16 protein-coding genes are annotated in these 12,808 nt (G+C 66.5%); 15 read left to right on the top strand and 1 reads right to left on the bottom strand.

The features are described from left to right. The 15 genes from GF405_06425 to GF405_06355 all read left to right on the top strand — a co-directional run. Positions 1–150: TGS domain-containing protein (locus GF405_06425; protein MBD3367793.1), on the top strand; the 150-nt coding region annotated here is incomplete at its 5' end. A gap of 118 nt (positions 151–268) precedes the next feature. Further along, complete coding sequence (locus tag GF405_06420) at positions 269–1,513, top strand: hypothetical protein (GenBank protein MBD3367792.1); 1,245 nt, start codon at positions 269–271, stop codon at positions 1,511–1,513. 63 nt (positions 1,514–1,576) lie between these two features. Next, entirely contained in the window at positions 1,577–2,422 is an 846-nt protein-coding gene (locus GF405_06415) for a hypothetical protein (GenBank protein MBD3367791.1), read from the top strand. Beyond that, the gene (locus tag GF405_06410; GenBank protein ID MBD3367790.1) at positions 2,419–2,787 is read left to right on the top strand and encodes a hypothetical protein; all 369 of its coding nucleotides are present in this window, start codon (positions 2,419–2,421) and stop codon (positions 2,785–2,787) included. The genes GF405_06415 and GF405_06410 overlap by 4 nt, the downstream gene beginning before the upstream one ends. Before the next feature lie 168 nt (positions 2,788–2,955). Further along, positions 2,956–3,342 carry a metal-dependent transcriptional regulator gene (locus GF405_06405; GenBank protein ID MBD3367789.1) on the top strand — a complete coding sequence of 129 codons (387 nt, stop codon included), beginning with the start codon at positions 2,956–2,958 and terminating at the stop codon, positions 3,340–3,342. After that, complete coding sequence (locus GF405_06400) at positions 3,332–3,703, top strand: hypothetical protein (protein MBD3367788.1); 372 nt, start codon at positions 3,332–3,334, stop codon at positions 3,701–3,703. Before GF405_06405 ends, GF405_06400 begins: the two co-directional genes overlap by 11 nt. Then, positions 3,670–5,820 (top strand): ferrous iron transport protein B, encoded by a 2,151-nt coding sequence (gene feoB / locus GF405_06395; GenBank protein ID MBD3367787.1) that lies wholly within the window; start codon positions 3,670–3,672, stop codon positions 5,818–5,820. Before GF405_06400 ends, feoB begins: the two co-directional genes overlap by 34 nt. Before the next feature lie 158 nt (positions 5,821–5,978). Then, positions 5,979–6,275, top strand: coding sequence for a ferritin (locus GF405_06390; protein MBD3367786.1), 297 nt, complete (start codon positions 5,979–5,981; stop codon positions 6,273–6,275). Position 6,276: 1 nt separating this feature from the next. Further along, positions 6,277–7,098, top strand: a complete 822-nt coding sequence (locus GF405_06385) for a hypothetical protein (GenBank protein MBD3367785.1) — start codon at positions 6,277–6,279, stop codon at positions 7,096–7,098. Positions 7,099–7,134: 36 nt separating this feature from the next. Further along, positions 7,135–7,566 carry a GNAT family N-acetyltransferase gene (locus GF405_06380; protein ID MBD3367784.1) on the top strand — a complete coding sequence of 144 codons (432 nt, stop codon included), beginning with the start codon at positions 7,135–7,137 and terminating at the stop codon, positions 7,564–7,566. Then, complete coding sequence (locus GF405_06375; protein ID MBD3367783.1) at positions 7,563–7,991, top strand: GNAT family N-acetyltransferase; 429 nt, start codon at positions 7,563–7,565, stop codon at positions 7,989–7,991. Before GF405_06380 ends, GF405_06375 begins: the two co-directional genes overlap by 4 nt. Beyond that, positions 7,958–8,746: an MBL fold metallo-hydrolase gene (locus GF405_06370; GenBank protein ID MBD3367782.1), complete on the top strand. Its 789-nt coding sequence runs from the start codon at positions 7,958–7,960 to the stop codon at positions 8,744–8,746. The genes GF405_06375 and GF405_06370 overlap by 34 nt, the downstream gene beginning before the upstream one ends. After that, complete coding sequence (locus GF405_06365; GenBank protein ID MBD3367781.1) at positions 8,743–9,096, top strand: VOC family protein; 354 nt, start codon at positions 8,743–8,745, stop codon at positions 9,094–9,096. The genes GF405_06370 and GF405_06365 overlap by 4 nt, the downstream gene beginning before the upstream one ends. 64 nt (positions 9,097–9,160) lie before the next feature. Further along, positions 9,161–9,508, top strand: a complete 348-nt coding sequence (locus GF405_06360; GenBank protein ID MBD3367780.1) for a hypothetical protein — start codon at positions 9,161–9,163, stop codon at positions 9,506–9,508. Between the two features lie 23 nt (positions 9,509–9,531). Next, complete coding sequence (locus tag GF405_06355; GenBank protein MBD3367779.1) at positions 9,532–11,400, top strand: amino acid permease; 1,869 nt, start codon at positions 9,532–9,534, stop codon at positions 11,398–11,400. A 27-nt stretch (positions 11,401–11,427) separates the two neighbouring features. On the opposite strand, the gene GF405_06350 is transcribed toward GF405_06355, so the two are convergent. Then, positions 11,428–12,808: diguanylate cyclase (locus GF405_06350; protein MBD3367778.1), on the bottom strand; the 1,381-nt coding region annotated here is incomplete at its 5' end.

Raw genomic sequence — 12,808 nt, 5'->3', positions numbered from 1 at the left:
CTCGACGTCGCCCGGCAGATCCACCGCGAGTTCGGCGAGAACATGAAGTCGGCGCGGGTCTGGGGTTCGGGCAAGTTCGACGGACAGGTCGTGGACCGAGAGCATCTCGTCGAGGACGGAGACATCCTCGAGATCCACGTCGACATGTAGCGCGGGGGCCCTGCGGGACGCCTGTCACGGGAGATCCGGCCCCGAAATTGCATTCCGAAGGGAGCGGATCTCACGGGGTTTCAAGCCCTGCACCGCGTCCCACGAACGGGAGGATGGGATGAAGAGGACTGCGACAGCTGCCGTACTGACGGTCGTGTTCCTGACGGCCGCGGCCCACGCGACGACCTGGGTCGTCGATCCATCGGAACCGACGGCCTTCCAGACCATCCAGGCGGCGGTCGACACCGTCGCCGAGGGTGACACGGTGCTCGTGACGCCCGGGACCTACACGGGCGACGGGAACCGGGACATCGACATACCCGACGGGATCAACTTCGTCCTGAAGGGCGAGGGCGGCTCGTCCTCCGTGACCATCGACGGACAGGACCAGATCAACCATCACTGCTTCAACCTCTACAGCCTTCGCCGGGACGGGCACGACGCCTCGATGGTCATCGAGGGCTTCACCATCCGGAACTTCATCGTCGCGAACAACCCGCACGGGCCGGGCGCCGCCATCCGCCTCCAGTTCTACGAGAGCCCCACCATCCGGGACATCGTCATCGAGGACTGCCAGGCGCTGGCGACATGGGGCGCGGGTATCTGGTGCGTCAACAACTGCTCGCCCACGATCGAGGACGTCGTCATCCGGCGCTGCATCGCCAACAACGGCGCCGCCATCTACTGCTCGACCGGATCGAGCCCGGTCCTCTCGAATGTCACCGTGGAGGACTGCGAGGTCGCCCAACACGGCACCGTCTACATCGTCCAGAACTCCAGCCCCCAGTTCACGAACTGCCGGTTCGAGCGGAACACGTCCGCCACCGACGCCGGCGCCGTCTACATCTGGGACAACAGTGCGCCGGCCTTTCAGCGCTGCCTCTTCATCGAGAACTCCGCCGGGACGGAGGGCGGGGCGGTCCATGCGTGGAACTACTCCGACCCCGTCTTCAACCGCTGCACGTTCGTTCACAACACGGCCGCATCGGGCGGCGATGTCATGAACTTCGAAGGCACGAGCTACCCGTCGGTCTTCAGCTCCATCATCGCCTTCAACGGAGGGACGCGCGGCACGACGGTCCAGTGCGACGGAACGAGCCCCGTGTCGGCCCAGTGGTGCTGTCTCTCCTCGAACGCGGGCGGCGACGACATCTGCGGGGACGGACCCGGTGTGACGAACTTCTTCATAGACGACCCGCTCTTCTGCAACATCGAGACGCTCGACCTGACCCTCGCCTCGAACTCCCCGTGCCTCGCCGGGAACAACGGCTGGTCGAAGGATATCGGGGCCCTCGACCAGGGCTGCACCCAGTCTCCGGTCGAGGAGACGAGCTGGGGTTCGATCAAGGCCATGTACCGATAGCTCGACACGAAGGGGCGTTCGGCCCCGTGTCCATCCCCGTCCGGTCGCTGCTCAGGGAGAGGCATGCCTCGGCCGCTGAACCGTGACCAGGCTCCGCACGGCCCAGCAACACCTCTAATAGGTTGTACTTTTAGAATACACCCTTCCCGATTTGTGCTTGACAGACCGGCATCCCGCTTGCTACAAATGCAAATGGTTGTAGTCGCCAACTACTCACGAAAAGGGTTGTATGAGGCCTCCATGTCCGATCCGCAGCGTGAGATTCTGACGATCATCCTCGGCGACGCCGTCGCCTCCCGTACGGAGGAGGACCGGCAGGGAATGGAGGCCGCGCTTCGCCGGACCTGCGACGCGATCAACGCGGCCTTCGGCGCGGACGTCAGGGCGCCGTTCAGCCCCATCAAGGGCGTTGACGAGTTCGGCGGCGCGCTCGTGTCGCACGGGCGCCTGCACCGGATCGTCGCCGCGCTCATCGAGGGGCTCTTCCCGGTACAGTACCGTCTTGTCGCAGTTCGGGGTGAGGTCGACACCGGGCTTGCATCCTCGGACATCGCGCTCATGGACGGTCCCGCGTTCCACCGAGCCGCGCATCTGATGGAGCAGCTGAAGGGCGAGCGCCTGCTCTTCGAGGCCTCGCTCGAGGACGCGTTGACCGAGGCGCTGCTGGCGGGCTATCTGAACCTCCTGGCCTTCCACCTGGGCGACCTGTCGGACAGGCAGTGGGAGGTGGTTCGTGCATTCGAGCGGGAGGGAACGCAGGAGCGGGCAGCGGGGGCCGTCGGGGTGACACAGCAGACGGTCTCGAAGACGCTCGCGCGCGCCAGATGGCAGGAGATACAGGCGCTCCAGGCACGTCTCGACGGAGCGCTTGCGGAACGCGAGACACCCCAACGGAGGCGAACCGAGTGAACGCGATTCCCAACGCGATCGACGCCGTGATCGTCGTCGCCGGCGCCGTGACTCTCCTGGCGACCAGCGGACGCGTGCTGACGGCCGTTTACCGGAGGGTCGGTGAGGAGAACGTGCTGGTCGACCTCGACGAGGAGGCGCGCGCCACCGGGGTCGTGGTCGGCAAGTGCGAGAACCTCCTTATCCTGACGCTCGTCCTCCTCGGCGCCTACACGGCGCTCTCGATCATCTTCGCCGGCAAGGCCTTCGTGCGCCGCGAAGACCTCAAGACGAACTCGCTCTACTATCTGGCCGGGACGATGGTCAACGTGACCTACTCCCTCCTCGTGGCCCTCGCGGTCCGGTTCCTCGTGAACACCCTCTAGCCGGCGGCGGTCGGTGCGGCCGGCGTACCCGGAGCATCCCCCTTCCTCTCCGTGCGCCCTTCTCATGCCACAAGATTCCACCTGTGAAGCGGCCCGTTGTCGGCAACTGCTTGACTTCCGGCATGTTTCTGGCTAAAGTAAGAGTGGGCTTACTTTATGTGAGGCATCATGCTTTCTGAGCGGGCCGCGGATTATCTGGAGACGATCTACCTGCTGTCCCTTCGGCAGGACACGGTCGGCGTGTCCGAGGTGGCCGAGGAACGTGGCGTCACGACGCCGACGGCCCGGGCCGCCATCGGACGTCTCAAGGCCGACGGGTTCGTCCGCCAGCGCCGTTACGGGAAGGTCGTGCTGACCGAGTCGGGCCGCCGCAGGGCCGCGACGGTCTACAAGCGTCACACGGTCCTCTTCCGCTTCCTCCACGACATTTTGGGCGTCGCGCCGGAGCAGGCGGACGCCGAGGCATGTCGCCTGGAACACGGTCTGTCGGAGGAGACGCTTGAGAAGCTCGTTCTCTTCCTGGACGGACACGAGGGGGTTGCGAATGCCTCGTGAGGAAGCGCTGCGCCTCAGCGCGCTGGCCCCCGGTGCCGCCGCGCGCGTTCTCGACGTTGAGGGAGAGGGAGCCTTCCGTCGCAGGCTCCTCGACATGGGCTTCGTCAACGGCGCGGTTGTGCACGTCATACGACGAGCCCCCCTGAGGAACCCGACGGAATACTCCGTGGGAGGCTCGCACGTCACCCTCCGGAGCACCGAGGCGTCCCGCGTCCTCGTCGAGCCGGTAGCGGCTCCTCCCCGGTGCCGGCGGCGTGGGAAGCGTGGCCTCAGACGGTTCTTCGGCCGCGGCAGGGGCGGCGGTCGCGGGCACGGCAGGAAGAGGACATGGCGGAAGACCGACGACGAACCCTCACGATAGCCCTTGCGGGCAATCCGAACTCAGGCAAGACGTCGATCTTCAACGCGCTCACCGGAGCGCGTCAGCAGGTCGGCAACTGGCCCGGGGTGACCGTCGAGAAGAAGGTCGGTCGTCTCACGCACGGTGAATACGACATCGAGATCATCGATCTCCCCGGCACGTACAGCCTCACCGCCTACTCCGTTGAGGAGCGTGTCGCCCGCTCGTTCATCATCGACGAGAAGCCCGACGTCGTCATCCACGTCATCGATGCCGCCAACCTCCAGCGCAACCTCTACCTGACCGTCCAGCTCCTCGAGCTGGGGGTCGACGTCGTGCTCGATCTGAACATGTGGGACGAGCATCTGGTCTGCGGGGCAGAGCTCGACTGCGACAGGCTGTCGACCCTCTTCGGCGCGCCTGTCGTCCCTACGGTCGGACACCGTGCCGAGGGCGCGACCGAGCTGCTCGAAGCGGCCATCAAGCTCGCGGAGAACCGAGCGGAGGCCCATCGGCACGTCCCCGTATCGTATGGACCGCACGTCGACGACGTGCTCAGCGAGCTCGAGGGCGAACTCCTCCGGCGGCCGGAGCTTGTCGGAGACTACCCGGTCAGATGGGTGGCCACGAAGCTCCTCGAGGGCGACTTCGAGATCGAGCAGGTCATGACAGCACCACCGGCGGGCGACGATGAGCTCGCGGTCCTCGTCGACCGCTGCAAGCGCCATATCAGGACGGCGACCGGCTCGGACGCGGAGAAAATCATCTCCGAGGGGCGCTACGGGTACATCGAGGGCGCCCTGAGGGAATCGCTGACCGAGCAGAAGGTCGACCGGATGGAGGTCTCGCGGCAGATCGACAATGTCTTCACGAGCCGCTACCTGGGCTACCCGATCTTCTTCCTGTTCGTCTGGCTGCTCTTCGAACTCACGTTCCGGCTGGGCTCCTACCCGATGGACTGGATCGACGCGTTCGTCGGCTGGCTCGCGGGTACGCTCTCGGTCGTGCTTCCCGAATCGATGCTGTCGAGTCTCATCATCGACGGCGTCATCGGCGGGGTCGGTTCGGTCATCATCTTCCTCCCGAACATCGCGATCCTCTTCCTCGGCATCGCTTTTCTCGAGGACTCGGGCTACATGGCCCGGGCGGCGTTCCTCATGGACCGCGTGATGCACTCGCTGGGCCTCCACGGGAAGTCCTTCATCCCCATGCTGATGGGGTTCGGCTGCAGCGTGCCGGCGATCATGGCGACCCGGACACTCGAGTCGTCGCGCGACCGCATCCTCACGATCCTCGTCGTCCCGTTCATGTCCTGCAGCGCCAGACTCCCGGTCTACCTGCTCATCGGCGGCACGTTCTTCGCCGGACGCGCGGGCGTCGTCGTCTTCACCGTCTATCTCGTCGGGATCCTCATGGCCTTCGCCGTCGGGCGGGTGCTGTCGAAGACCCTTTTCCGCAGCGTTCCGTCACCCTTCGTCATGGAACTCCCACCGTACCGGTTGCCGACCCCCAGAGGGCTCCTGGTCCACACGTGGGAGCGCGTGCGGGTGTACCTCAAGAAGATGGGCGGCGTGATCCTGGTCGCGTCGGTCGTCCTCTGGGCCCTGGGAACCTTCCCGACCCTGCCGCGCGAGACCATCGATTCCTACGAGAGCGACATCGAGACCGCGCGAGCGAGCGACGGGCGGAGCGCGGAAGAGCGGGCCGAGGAGCTCGAGACCGAGCTCGAGCGTCTCAGGGTCGAGCACTCCTTCATCGGCAGGACCGGGAAGGCGATCGAGCCGGCCATGCGGCCGCTCGGCTTCACGTGGGAGATGGGCGTCAGTCTCGTTACGGGGTTCGTGGCCAAGGAGGTCGTCGTCTCCACCCTCGGCGTTCTTTACCACGCCTCCGCCGAGGAGGAGACGGAGACGTTGTCGAAGGCCCTGCGGGCCCCCTCGAGCGGCGTGACCCCGCTGGCCGCGTTCGCGTTCATGATCTTCGTGCTCCTCTATACGCCCTGCATCGCCGCCGTGGCGGCCATCCGGAGGGAGGCCGGCGCCGGCTGGATGTACTTCGCCCTGGCGTTCCAGACCGGCCTCGCGTGGCTCTCCGCGTTCGGGGTCTATCAGGTCGGGCGTCTTCTCGGCCTCGGGTAGCCCCGTCCGTCGGGCGCCCGCGCGCCCTCCATCCTGTCGCTCCGCAACGCCGCCTGGCCGGTCCCCGGACGCGGGTGCCCCTCGTTTTGCGCGGGGGCCTCGCTGTGCTAGACTGTTTCTCGCTCGAAGCAACTCCATCACGGAGCAAAGGAGGTCCCATGGGCTCGGAAGGTCTGCACGAGAACCGCGAGGCTCTGAAGAAGGAGACGATCGACCTCCATCGCGCCATCACGTCCCTCGTCGAGGAGCTCGAGGCCGTCGACTGGTACAATCAGCGTGTCGACGTCGCCGCGGATCCGGAGCTGGGCAGGATCCTCGCCCACAATCGGGACGAGGAGAAGGAACACGCAGCCATGCTCATGGAGTGGATCCGGCGTCACGACGAGGCCTTCGCGCATGAGATGAAGGACTACCTGTTCACGGACGACCCCATCACGGAAATCGAGGAGGGTTGACGTGCGGCACTCGTTCCTTGTCGCGACCGCTCTCGCCGCTCTGGCGCTCGCCTGGTCGGCGGCCCCCTCGGATGCGACGGAGGACTACGCCCGCTATCCGACTGAGGCCGGACCCAACGGCAAGCTGACGCTCACGGTCCATCCGGGTGAGGAGTGGGTGCACACCTTCCGGGTGATGCTCCTTGTTCCCGTCGAGAACCGCCCGCAGATGGCCTTCTGGCTCGAGAAGCCGGACGGCGAGTTCATGACAACGATCTACGTAACGCGGCGCGGCGCACTCCTGGACTGGAGAGCGTCCCCAGGCGAGGACGCCGACGCCATCGAGCGGAAGTCGGCGATCCCCGTGTGGAGCCATCGTCACACGCGGGTCGGCATCGCGCCTATGAGGTCGTGCGCCTTCTGTCACGGCGAGCACGACGCGGAGGAGCCCGCGACCGGCCTTCCGCCGGACGCCGTGACGTCCGCGACGCCGGAAACGGGGTTCGTGCGCGAGTGGGCGGTGCCGGAGAAGCTCGAGCCCGGCACGTACCTCGTGCGCGCGGAGATCAACCACTCGAAGGACTTCAACGAAACGTATTCCGAGGACCTCTCGGAGGACGACCCGAACTACTCGGGCGGCTCGATGGGGTCGGGTCAGCCGTCCCTCATCTGGTCGGGCGAGATCGTCATAGGCGACGCCGGCGGGAAGACGGTGCTGGAGCCTGTCGGCCACGGCGACCCCGCCGGACGGAACGGGACGATCGACGCCGACCTGTCCGATCTGACGACGGCGCGGGAGATCGTCGAGAGGATCGAGGTCGTCTTCGACCCGCCGACGGAGTAGACCGTGACGTGCACCACCGCAACCGAGCTCGCCGCCATGAGCGCGGCGGACTTCGATGACGTCGAGGCCCTGTGGAAGGCCTCGCCCGGGGTCGGCCTGTACCCCGGCGACGACCGTGAGGGCATCGAGAGGTTCCTCGAGAGAAATCCGGGGCTCTCGTTCGTCGCCCGGGAGGATGGGCGCATGGTCGGGGCCGTGCTGTGCGGGCACGACGGGCGGAGAGGCTACGTCACGCATCTCGCGGTCGATGACGCACACCGCGGCGAGGGCATCGGTCGTCGTCTGGTCGAAAGTGCCCTGAGCGCGCTCGCCTCTGCGGGCATCGAGAAGGCACACCTGTTCGTCTTCCAGGAGAACGAGGGCGCCCGGGAGTTCTGGAAGCGGGTCGGATGGCGCGAGCGCGGCGATCTCGTGACCATGTCGCGCTATCTCACACGGCGCCCCAAAGGTGAGCCGGAGGAACCGTGATCCGCTACACGACGGATCTCGAGGGTCTCGACGCGGCGCAGCTCGACGGCTTCTTCGAGGGCTGGCCCAACCCACCGTCACCCGAGCGGCACCTCGACATCCTCAGAGAGAGTTATCGTGTCGTCCTGGCCGTCGACGAAGAGAAGGAGTGTGTCGTCGGTTTCTCCACCGCCGTATCGGACGGCGTCCTCGCGGCGTACATCCCGCTCCTCGAGGTCCTGCCCGGGTACCGGGGACACGGCATCGGACGGTCGATCATGGAACGCATGCTCAACGAGCTCGAGGGTCTTTACATGATCGACCTCGTTGCGACGGAAGGACGGGAGGCTTTCTACGAGCGCCTCGGCTTCCGCGAGACGAAGGCCATGGTCCGCAGGGACTTCGACGCCCAGTGCGGGCGCGACAAGAAGGAGCCGGGAGATTGAAGGAGCTGACGGTCGTCTTCGACAACGTGCCGGGCGTCCCGGGCCTCATCACGGGCTGGGGATTCGCGGCGGTCGTCAGGGGCTACGGCAGGACGGTGCTCTTCGATGCCGGGTCGGACGGTGCAACGCTGCTCTCCAACCTGAGGGCACTCTCGATCGTCCCGAAGTCGATCGATCTCGTCGTGTTGTCGCACGCTCACGCCGATCACGCGGGCGGACTGCCGGAGTTTCTTTCGGTGGCGCCGGGTGTCGAGCTCATCGTACCCGACTCGCTGCCGAAACGGCTCGTAGAGGCCATCGAGGCGACCGGTGTCGGCTTCAGGACGGCCGACCCCGGCGAGGAGCTCGCGGACGGCGTCACGACGACCGGCTCCCTGCCGGGCAAGCAGATCGAGCAGGGCCTCATCCTCGCGGGCCACGACGGGCCCGCGCTCGTCACGGGCTGCGCGCATCCCGGCGTCCAGACGATGCTCAAGGAGGCCGCGCGTGTCGCCGGCAGCCCCGTGGGGACGCTGATCGGGGGCTTTCATCTCCACGCGTTCCGCAAGGGCTCCGTCAGAGCGACCGCCGCGGAGCTCCGTGAGATGGGGCTCGAGCGCATCGCCCCCTCGCACTGTACGGGAGACCGAGCGACGACGATACTGGCCGACGAGTTCGGAGAGGGTTTCATAGAAAGCGGACTGGGACGCAGCATCGTCCTTGATGATGAAGGCAAGGGGGGCGGGAGCCCCGGCAGCGGATCACGGGAGGCATGATGGCAGGCAACCTGTGTCACTTCGAGCTTCTGGTAAGCGATCCCGACACGACGAAGGCCTTCTACGAGGAGGTCTTCGGATGGCGTTACGACGACTCGAACCCGGGCTACACGATGGTCAAGGCCGGCGAGGGTCCTCAGGGCGGTATCATGAAGAAGCCCGCCGACGTCCCCGGTTTCGGCATGACGGTCTACTTCTGTGTGGACGACATAGACGCCGCGCTCGAGAAGGCCGTCGAGAACGGGGGATCGATCATCGTCCCCAAGCAGGAGATCCCCATGGGCGTCTGGGCGCTGGCGTCCGATCCGGACGGGATTCCGTTCGGCATCTTCGAGCATCACGAGGGTTAGTTCGTGCGCGGCGGCGCCGGCTCGGCGGACGGACCGACGCACGAGAGACCCCGGGAGAAACGACATGATGGTGCTGGCAGTGATAGTCGGTGCGCTCGTCATGGCGATCCTCGGCCGGATCCCGATCGCCGGCCCGCTTATCGCCGGCTTCATCGCCGGGCTGATCGCCGCCGGCGTGGGACGCGGGGCCCTCGCGGGCTTTCTGGCGGGGACGATCGTCATGATCCTCGCCGGAATAGCCCTCACGGGAGGCGGTCTCTTCCTGGGAGGGCTCATTTTCGGACCCGCCGGTGCGGCCTCGGGCGGTATACTCGGCATGGTCATCGGGGCGGGCATGGTGGTGCTCTCGCTCTACTTCGGCCTGCTCGGACTCGTCGGCGGACTCCTCGGCGGGCTCATCACGGGAGGATAGCGGCGGCGCAGTCCGCCTGACCCATGACGCAGCTCAGGAAGGAACTGGGCCTCCTCGAGGTCTTCTGCATCGCGTCGGGAGCGATGATCAGCTCCGGGCTTTTCGTCCTCCCGGGCATCGCGTTCTCCATTTCGGGGCCCGCGGTCTTCCTCGCATATCTGCTCGCGGCGGCGCTCGTCGTGCCGACGCTCCTGAGCAAGGCCGAACTTGCGACCGCCATGCCGAAGGCAGGCGGCGACTACTTCTTCGTCGAGCGGAGCATGGGGGCCGCCTTCGGAGCGGTCGGCGGAATGGCCGCGTGGTTCTCGCTCTCGCTCAAGTCGGCCTTCGCCCTCGTCGGCATGGGGTCGTTCGCGGTCCTGGCCTACCCCGATATCACCCCGTTCCAGATCAAGCTCATCGCCGTCGCCTTCACGCTCGTGTTCATGTTCCTCAACCTGTCCGGGGCGAAGCACGCGGGTCGTTTCCAGTCGACGCTCGTGGTCGGGCTCCTCGGCGTCATCATCTTCTACCTGTTTCGGGGGATGCCCGAGATCGACGTCCAGCGCTACGTGCCGTTCGCGCCGAACGGCGCGAGCGCTCTCTTCGCGACGGCCGGGCTCGTCTTCGTCTCGTACGGAGGCCTCACCAAGGCGGCGGCCGTAGCCGAGGAGGTGAAGAACCCGAGCAGGAACGTCCCCCTGGGCATGTTTCTCTCGTTCGGCGTTGTGACCTTCTTCTACGTCATGGCCGTCTTCACGACGGTCGGGGTCCTCGACGGCGACATCCTGGCCGGGTCGACAACGCCGCTCTCGACGGCGGCGTCGCACTTCATGGGCACGCCGGGGCTCATCATCCTGGCGGTGGCGGCCATCCTGGCCTTCATCACGACCGGCAACGCGGGCATTCTCTCGGCCTCGCGCACGCCGATGGCGATGAGCAAGGACGGCGTCCTCCCGGCCTTCCTCGGGCGCGTGAACCAACGCTGCGGCACGCCGCACTGGGCCATCCTGGTGACAGGCGGGTTCATGATCGCCTTCATTCTGGCCGTCGACATCGTCACGCTGGTCAAGATCGCGTCGACGATGAAGATCATCCTCTTCCTGCTTGTGAACGTCTCCGTCATCATCATGCGCGAGAGCGGGATCCAGCACTACCGGCCGACGTTCCGCTCCCCCGCCTATCCGTGGTTGCAGATCGCCGCGATCGTTCTCTACGGCGTTCTGGTGGCGAAGATGGGCATCGTGCCGATCACGGCGACGGCGGTCTTCTTCGGCGGGAGTCTCCTCTGGTTCGCAGCATACCGGGGACTCCGCGGGCAGCGGGACTCCGGTCTCGTTCAGCTTGTCCGCAGGGTGACCGACCGTGGTCTCGTTGACTCGTCGCTCGATGCGGAGCTCCGGGAGATCCTCAAGGTGCGCGACGAGATCGTCGAGGACCGCTTCGACGAGCTCATCAAGCGCAGTACGATCCTCGACCTCCAGGGAGGCGAGAGCCTCGAGACGTTCTTCGCCCGCATCTCGAAGGTCCTCGGGCACGAACTTCACATGGAGGCGGACCGCGTCTTCGAGCTTCTGATGGAGCGCGAGGCCGAGTCGACGACCGCACTCCGACCCGGACTGGCCATCCCCCACATCATCGTGGAGGGCGAGGGCATCTTCGATATCCTGCTGGCGCGGTCGAAGGAGGGGATCACGTTCTCGGAGGACAAGGAGCCGGTCCATGCGGTCTTCGTCCTGATGGGCTCGAGGGACGAGAGGAACTACCACCTCAGGGCCCTCATGCACATCGCGCAGATCACGCAGGATCCGGACTTCGACAAGAAATGGCTGAAGGCGAGAGGCCCGGAGGAGCTCCGGCACCTCGTGCTTCTCGGCAAGCGCCGCCGCGACACCGACGACCAGGCATCCTAGACGACATGGGACACGGCGCCACGCAGGTCAGGCGCCGTGGTCGGTCTCCCGGGGCTCGCCGCCCGACGCGTCACCGTCGGACGGAACCCGCGGGACGTCTCCCGTCCGTGCGTTGACCGCGGCACCCGCCGTCAGATCCTGCACAGGGATGAAGCGTTCGCCGTCGCAGAGCGAGACCCGGTTCTTGCCCGTGCGCTTGGCGTGGTACATCGCCTGATCCGCCACGGAGATCAGCTCCTTGGAGGTCGACGTCCTGGCGACCGGCCAGGAGGCCGCCCCGATGCTGAGCGTGACGCCGAGCGATTCCTCTCCCCACGGTACCGTCATCGCTTCCATCCGGCGCCGGAGTCTCTCCGAGAGCGCGGCGGCGTCGTTCAGACCCATGCCCGGCGCGATGACGACCAGCTCCTCCCCGCCGTAGCGACAGACGATGTCACCCGAGCGCACGGTGCTCTCGAGCAGGCGCGCCACCGAACGCAGGACGGTGTCCCCCGCGTCGTGGCCGAACGTGTCATTCAGGATCTTGAAGTCATCGATATCGAGCATCAGTACGCTGACAGGCACACCGTGCCGCATGGAGCGGGAGAACTCCTCGTCCAGCCTCCGCATACCGAACCGGCGGTTGAGCAGCCGCGTCAGCTCGTCGATCGCCGCCAGGTCCTCGACCTTGCGGTGCATGACGGCCGTCGCGAGATAGGGAGCCGACTGCGTGCGGATGGCCTCCCGGAGGGCCTGCATCTCGTCATCGAGGCGGCTCTTGGAGCACGCCAGCGCGACGAGACCGACGGGGCGCTCCTCCGCCATGAGAGGGACGAGCCCGATCGCCTTCGGACGGAGGCTCCCGAGCGGCGTCGACCCTCTGAACCAGGAGAACCCGTCGTCCTCGGGCGAGATGTGCATCGGCTCTCCGGTCTCGAGAACGCGGGCCGCCAGCCCCTGCGACGCATCGATCACCTGCGGGAGCTCGTCGGTCAGGTCGACTCCGAAGCCCCGCATGTACTCCATCCGGCTGCCCGTGTCGGCGTAGAGGACGCCGGCCCGCGCTCCGCACACGTTCGAGAGCCCCTTGAGTATGGTCCCCGAGACCTCGTCGAGGTCCATCGTCCGGGAGAGCTCGGCGAGCATCGCCCGTGTCGTGCTCTCGACCGAGATCCGGCGTGCGATCGCATCGGTCATATTGTTGAACGAACCGGCCATCTCTCCGATGAGATCGGCGCTCTCGACGTCGAGCTTGCACCCGTCGCGGCAGGAGTCGCCCCCGCCCTCGGCGGTCGCCACGGCGTCGTTGATGTGTCGCATTCCCTCCACGACGCGCCGCATCTCACGGCAGACGAAGAACCGGAAGAGCAGGTAGTTGACGACGCCCACGGTCAAGCCCGCGGCGACGCACATCATGAAGAAACGCGCG

The organism is Candidatus Effluviviaceae Genus V sp. (genome assembly GCA_014728125.1).
Lineage (GTDB): Bacteria > Joyebacterota > Joyebacteria > Joyebacterales > Joyebacteraceae > WJMD01.
This window is presented reverse-complemented; position numbering and strand designations above follow the sequence as displayed.

Bases quoted from the DNA above. Each gene is read 5' to 3' on its own strand.
- GF405_06415 (MBD3367791.1), top strand. From the start codon at position 1,577: ATGCCTCGGCCGCTGAACCGTGACCAGGCTCCGCACGGCCCAGCAACA.
- GF405_06380 (MBD3367784.1), top strand. From the start codon at position 7,135: ATGAGCGCGGCGGACTTCGATGACGTCGAGGCCCTGTGGAAGGCCTCG.
- GF405_06360 (MBD3367780.1), top strand. From the start codon at position 9,161: ATGATGGTGCTGGCAGTGATAGTCGGTGCGCTCGTCATGGCGATCCTC.
- GF405_06420 (MBD3367792.1), top strand. From the start codon at position 269: ATGAAGAGGACTGCGACAGCTGCCGTACTGACGGTCGTGTTCCTGACG.
- GF405_06405 (MBD3367789.1), top strand. From the start codon at position 2,956: ATGCTTTCTGAGCGGGCCGCGGATTATCTGGAGACGATCTACCTGCTG.
- GF405_06390 (MBD3367786.1), top strand. From the start codon at position 5,979: ATGGGCTCGGAAGGTCTGCACGAGAACCGCGAGGCTCTGAAGAAGGAG.
- GF405_06400 (MBD3367788.1), top strand. From the start codon at position 3,332: ATGCCTCGTGAGGAAGCGCTGCGCCTCAGCGCGCTGGCCCCCGGTGCC.
- GF405_06355 (MBD3367779.1), top strand. From the start codon at position 9,532: ATGACGCAGCTCAGGAAGGAACTGGGCCTCCTCGAGGTCTTCTGCATC.
- GF405_06365 (MBD3367781.1), top strand. From the start codon at position 8,743: ATGATGGCAGGCAACCTGTGTCACTTCGAGCTTCTGGTAAGCGATCCC.
- feoB (MBD3367787.1), top strand. From the start codon at position 3,670: ATGGCGGAAGACCGACGACGAACCCTCACGATAGCCCTTGCGGGCAAT.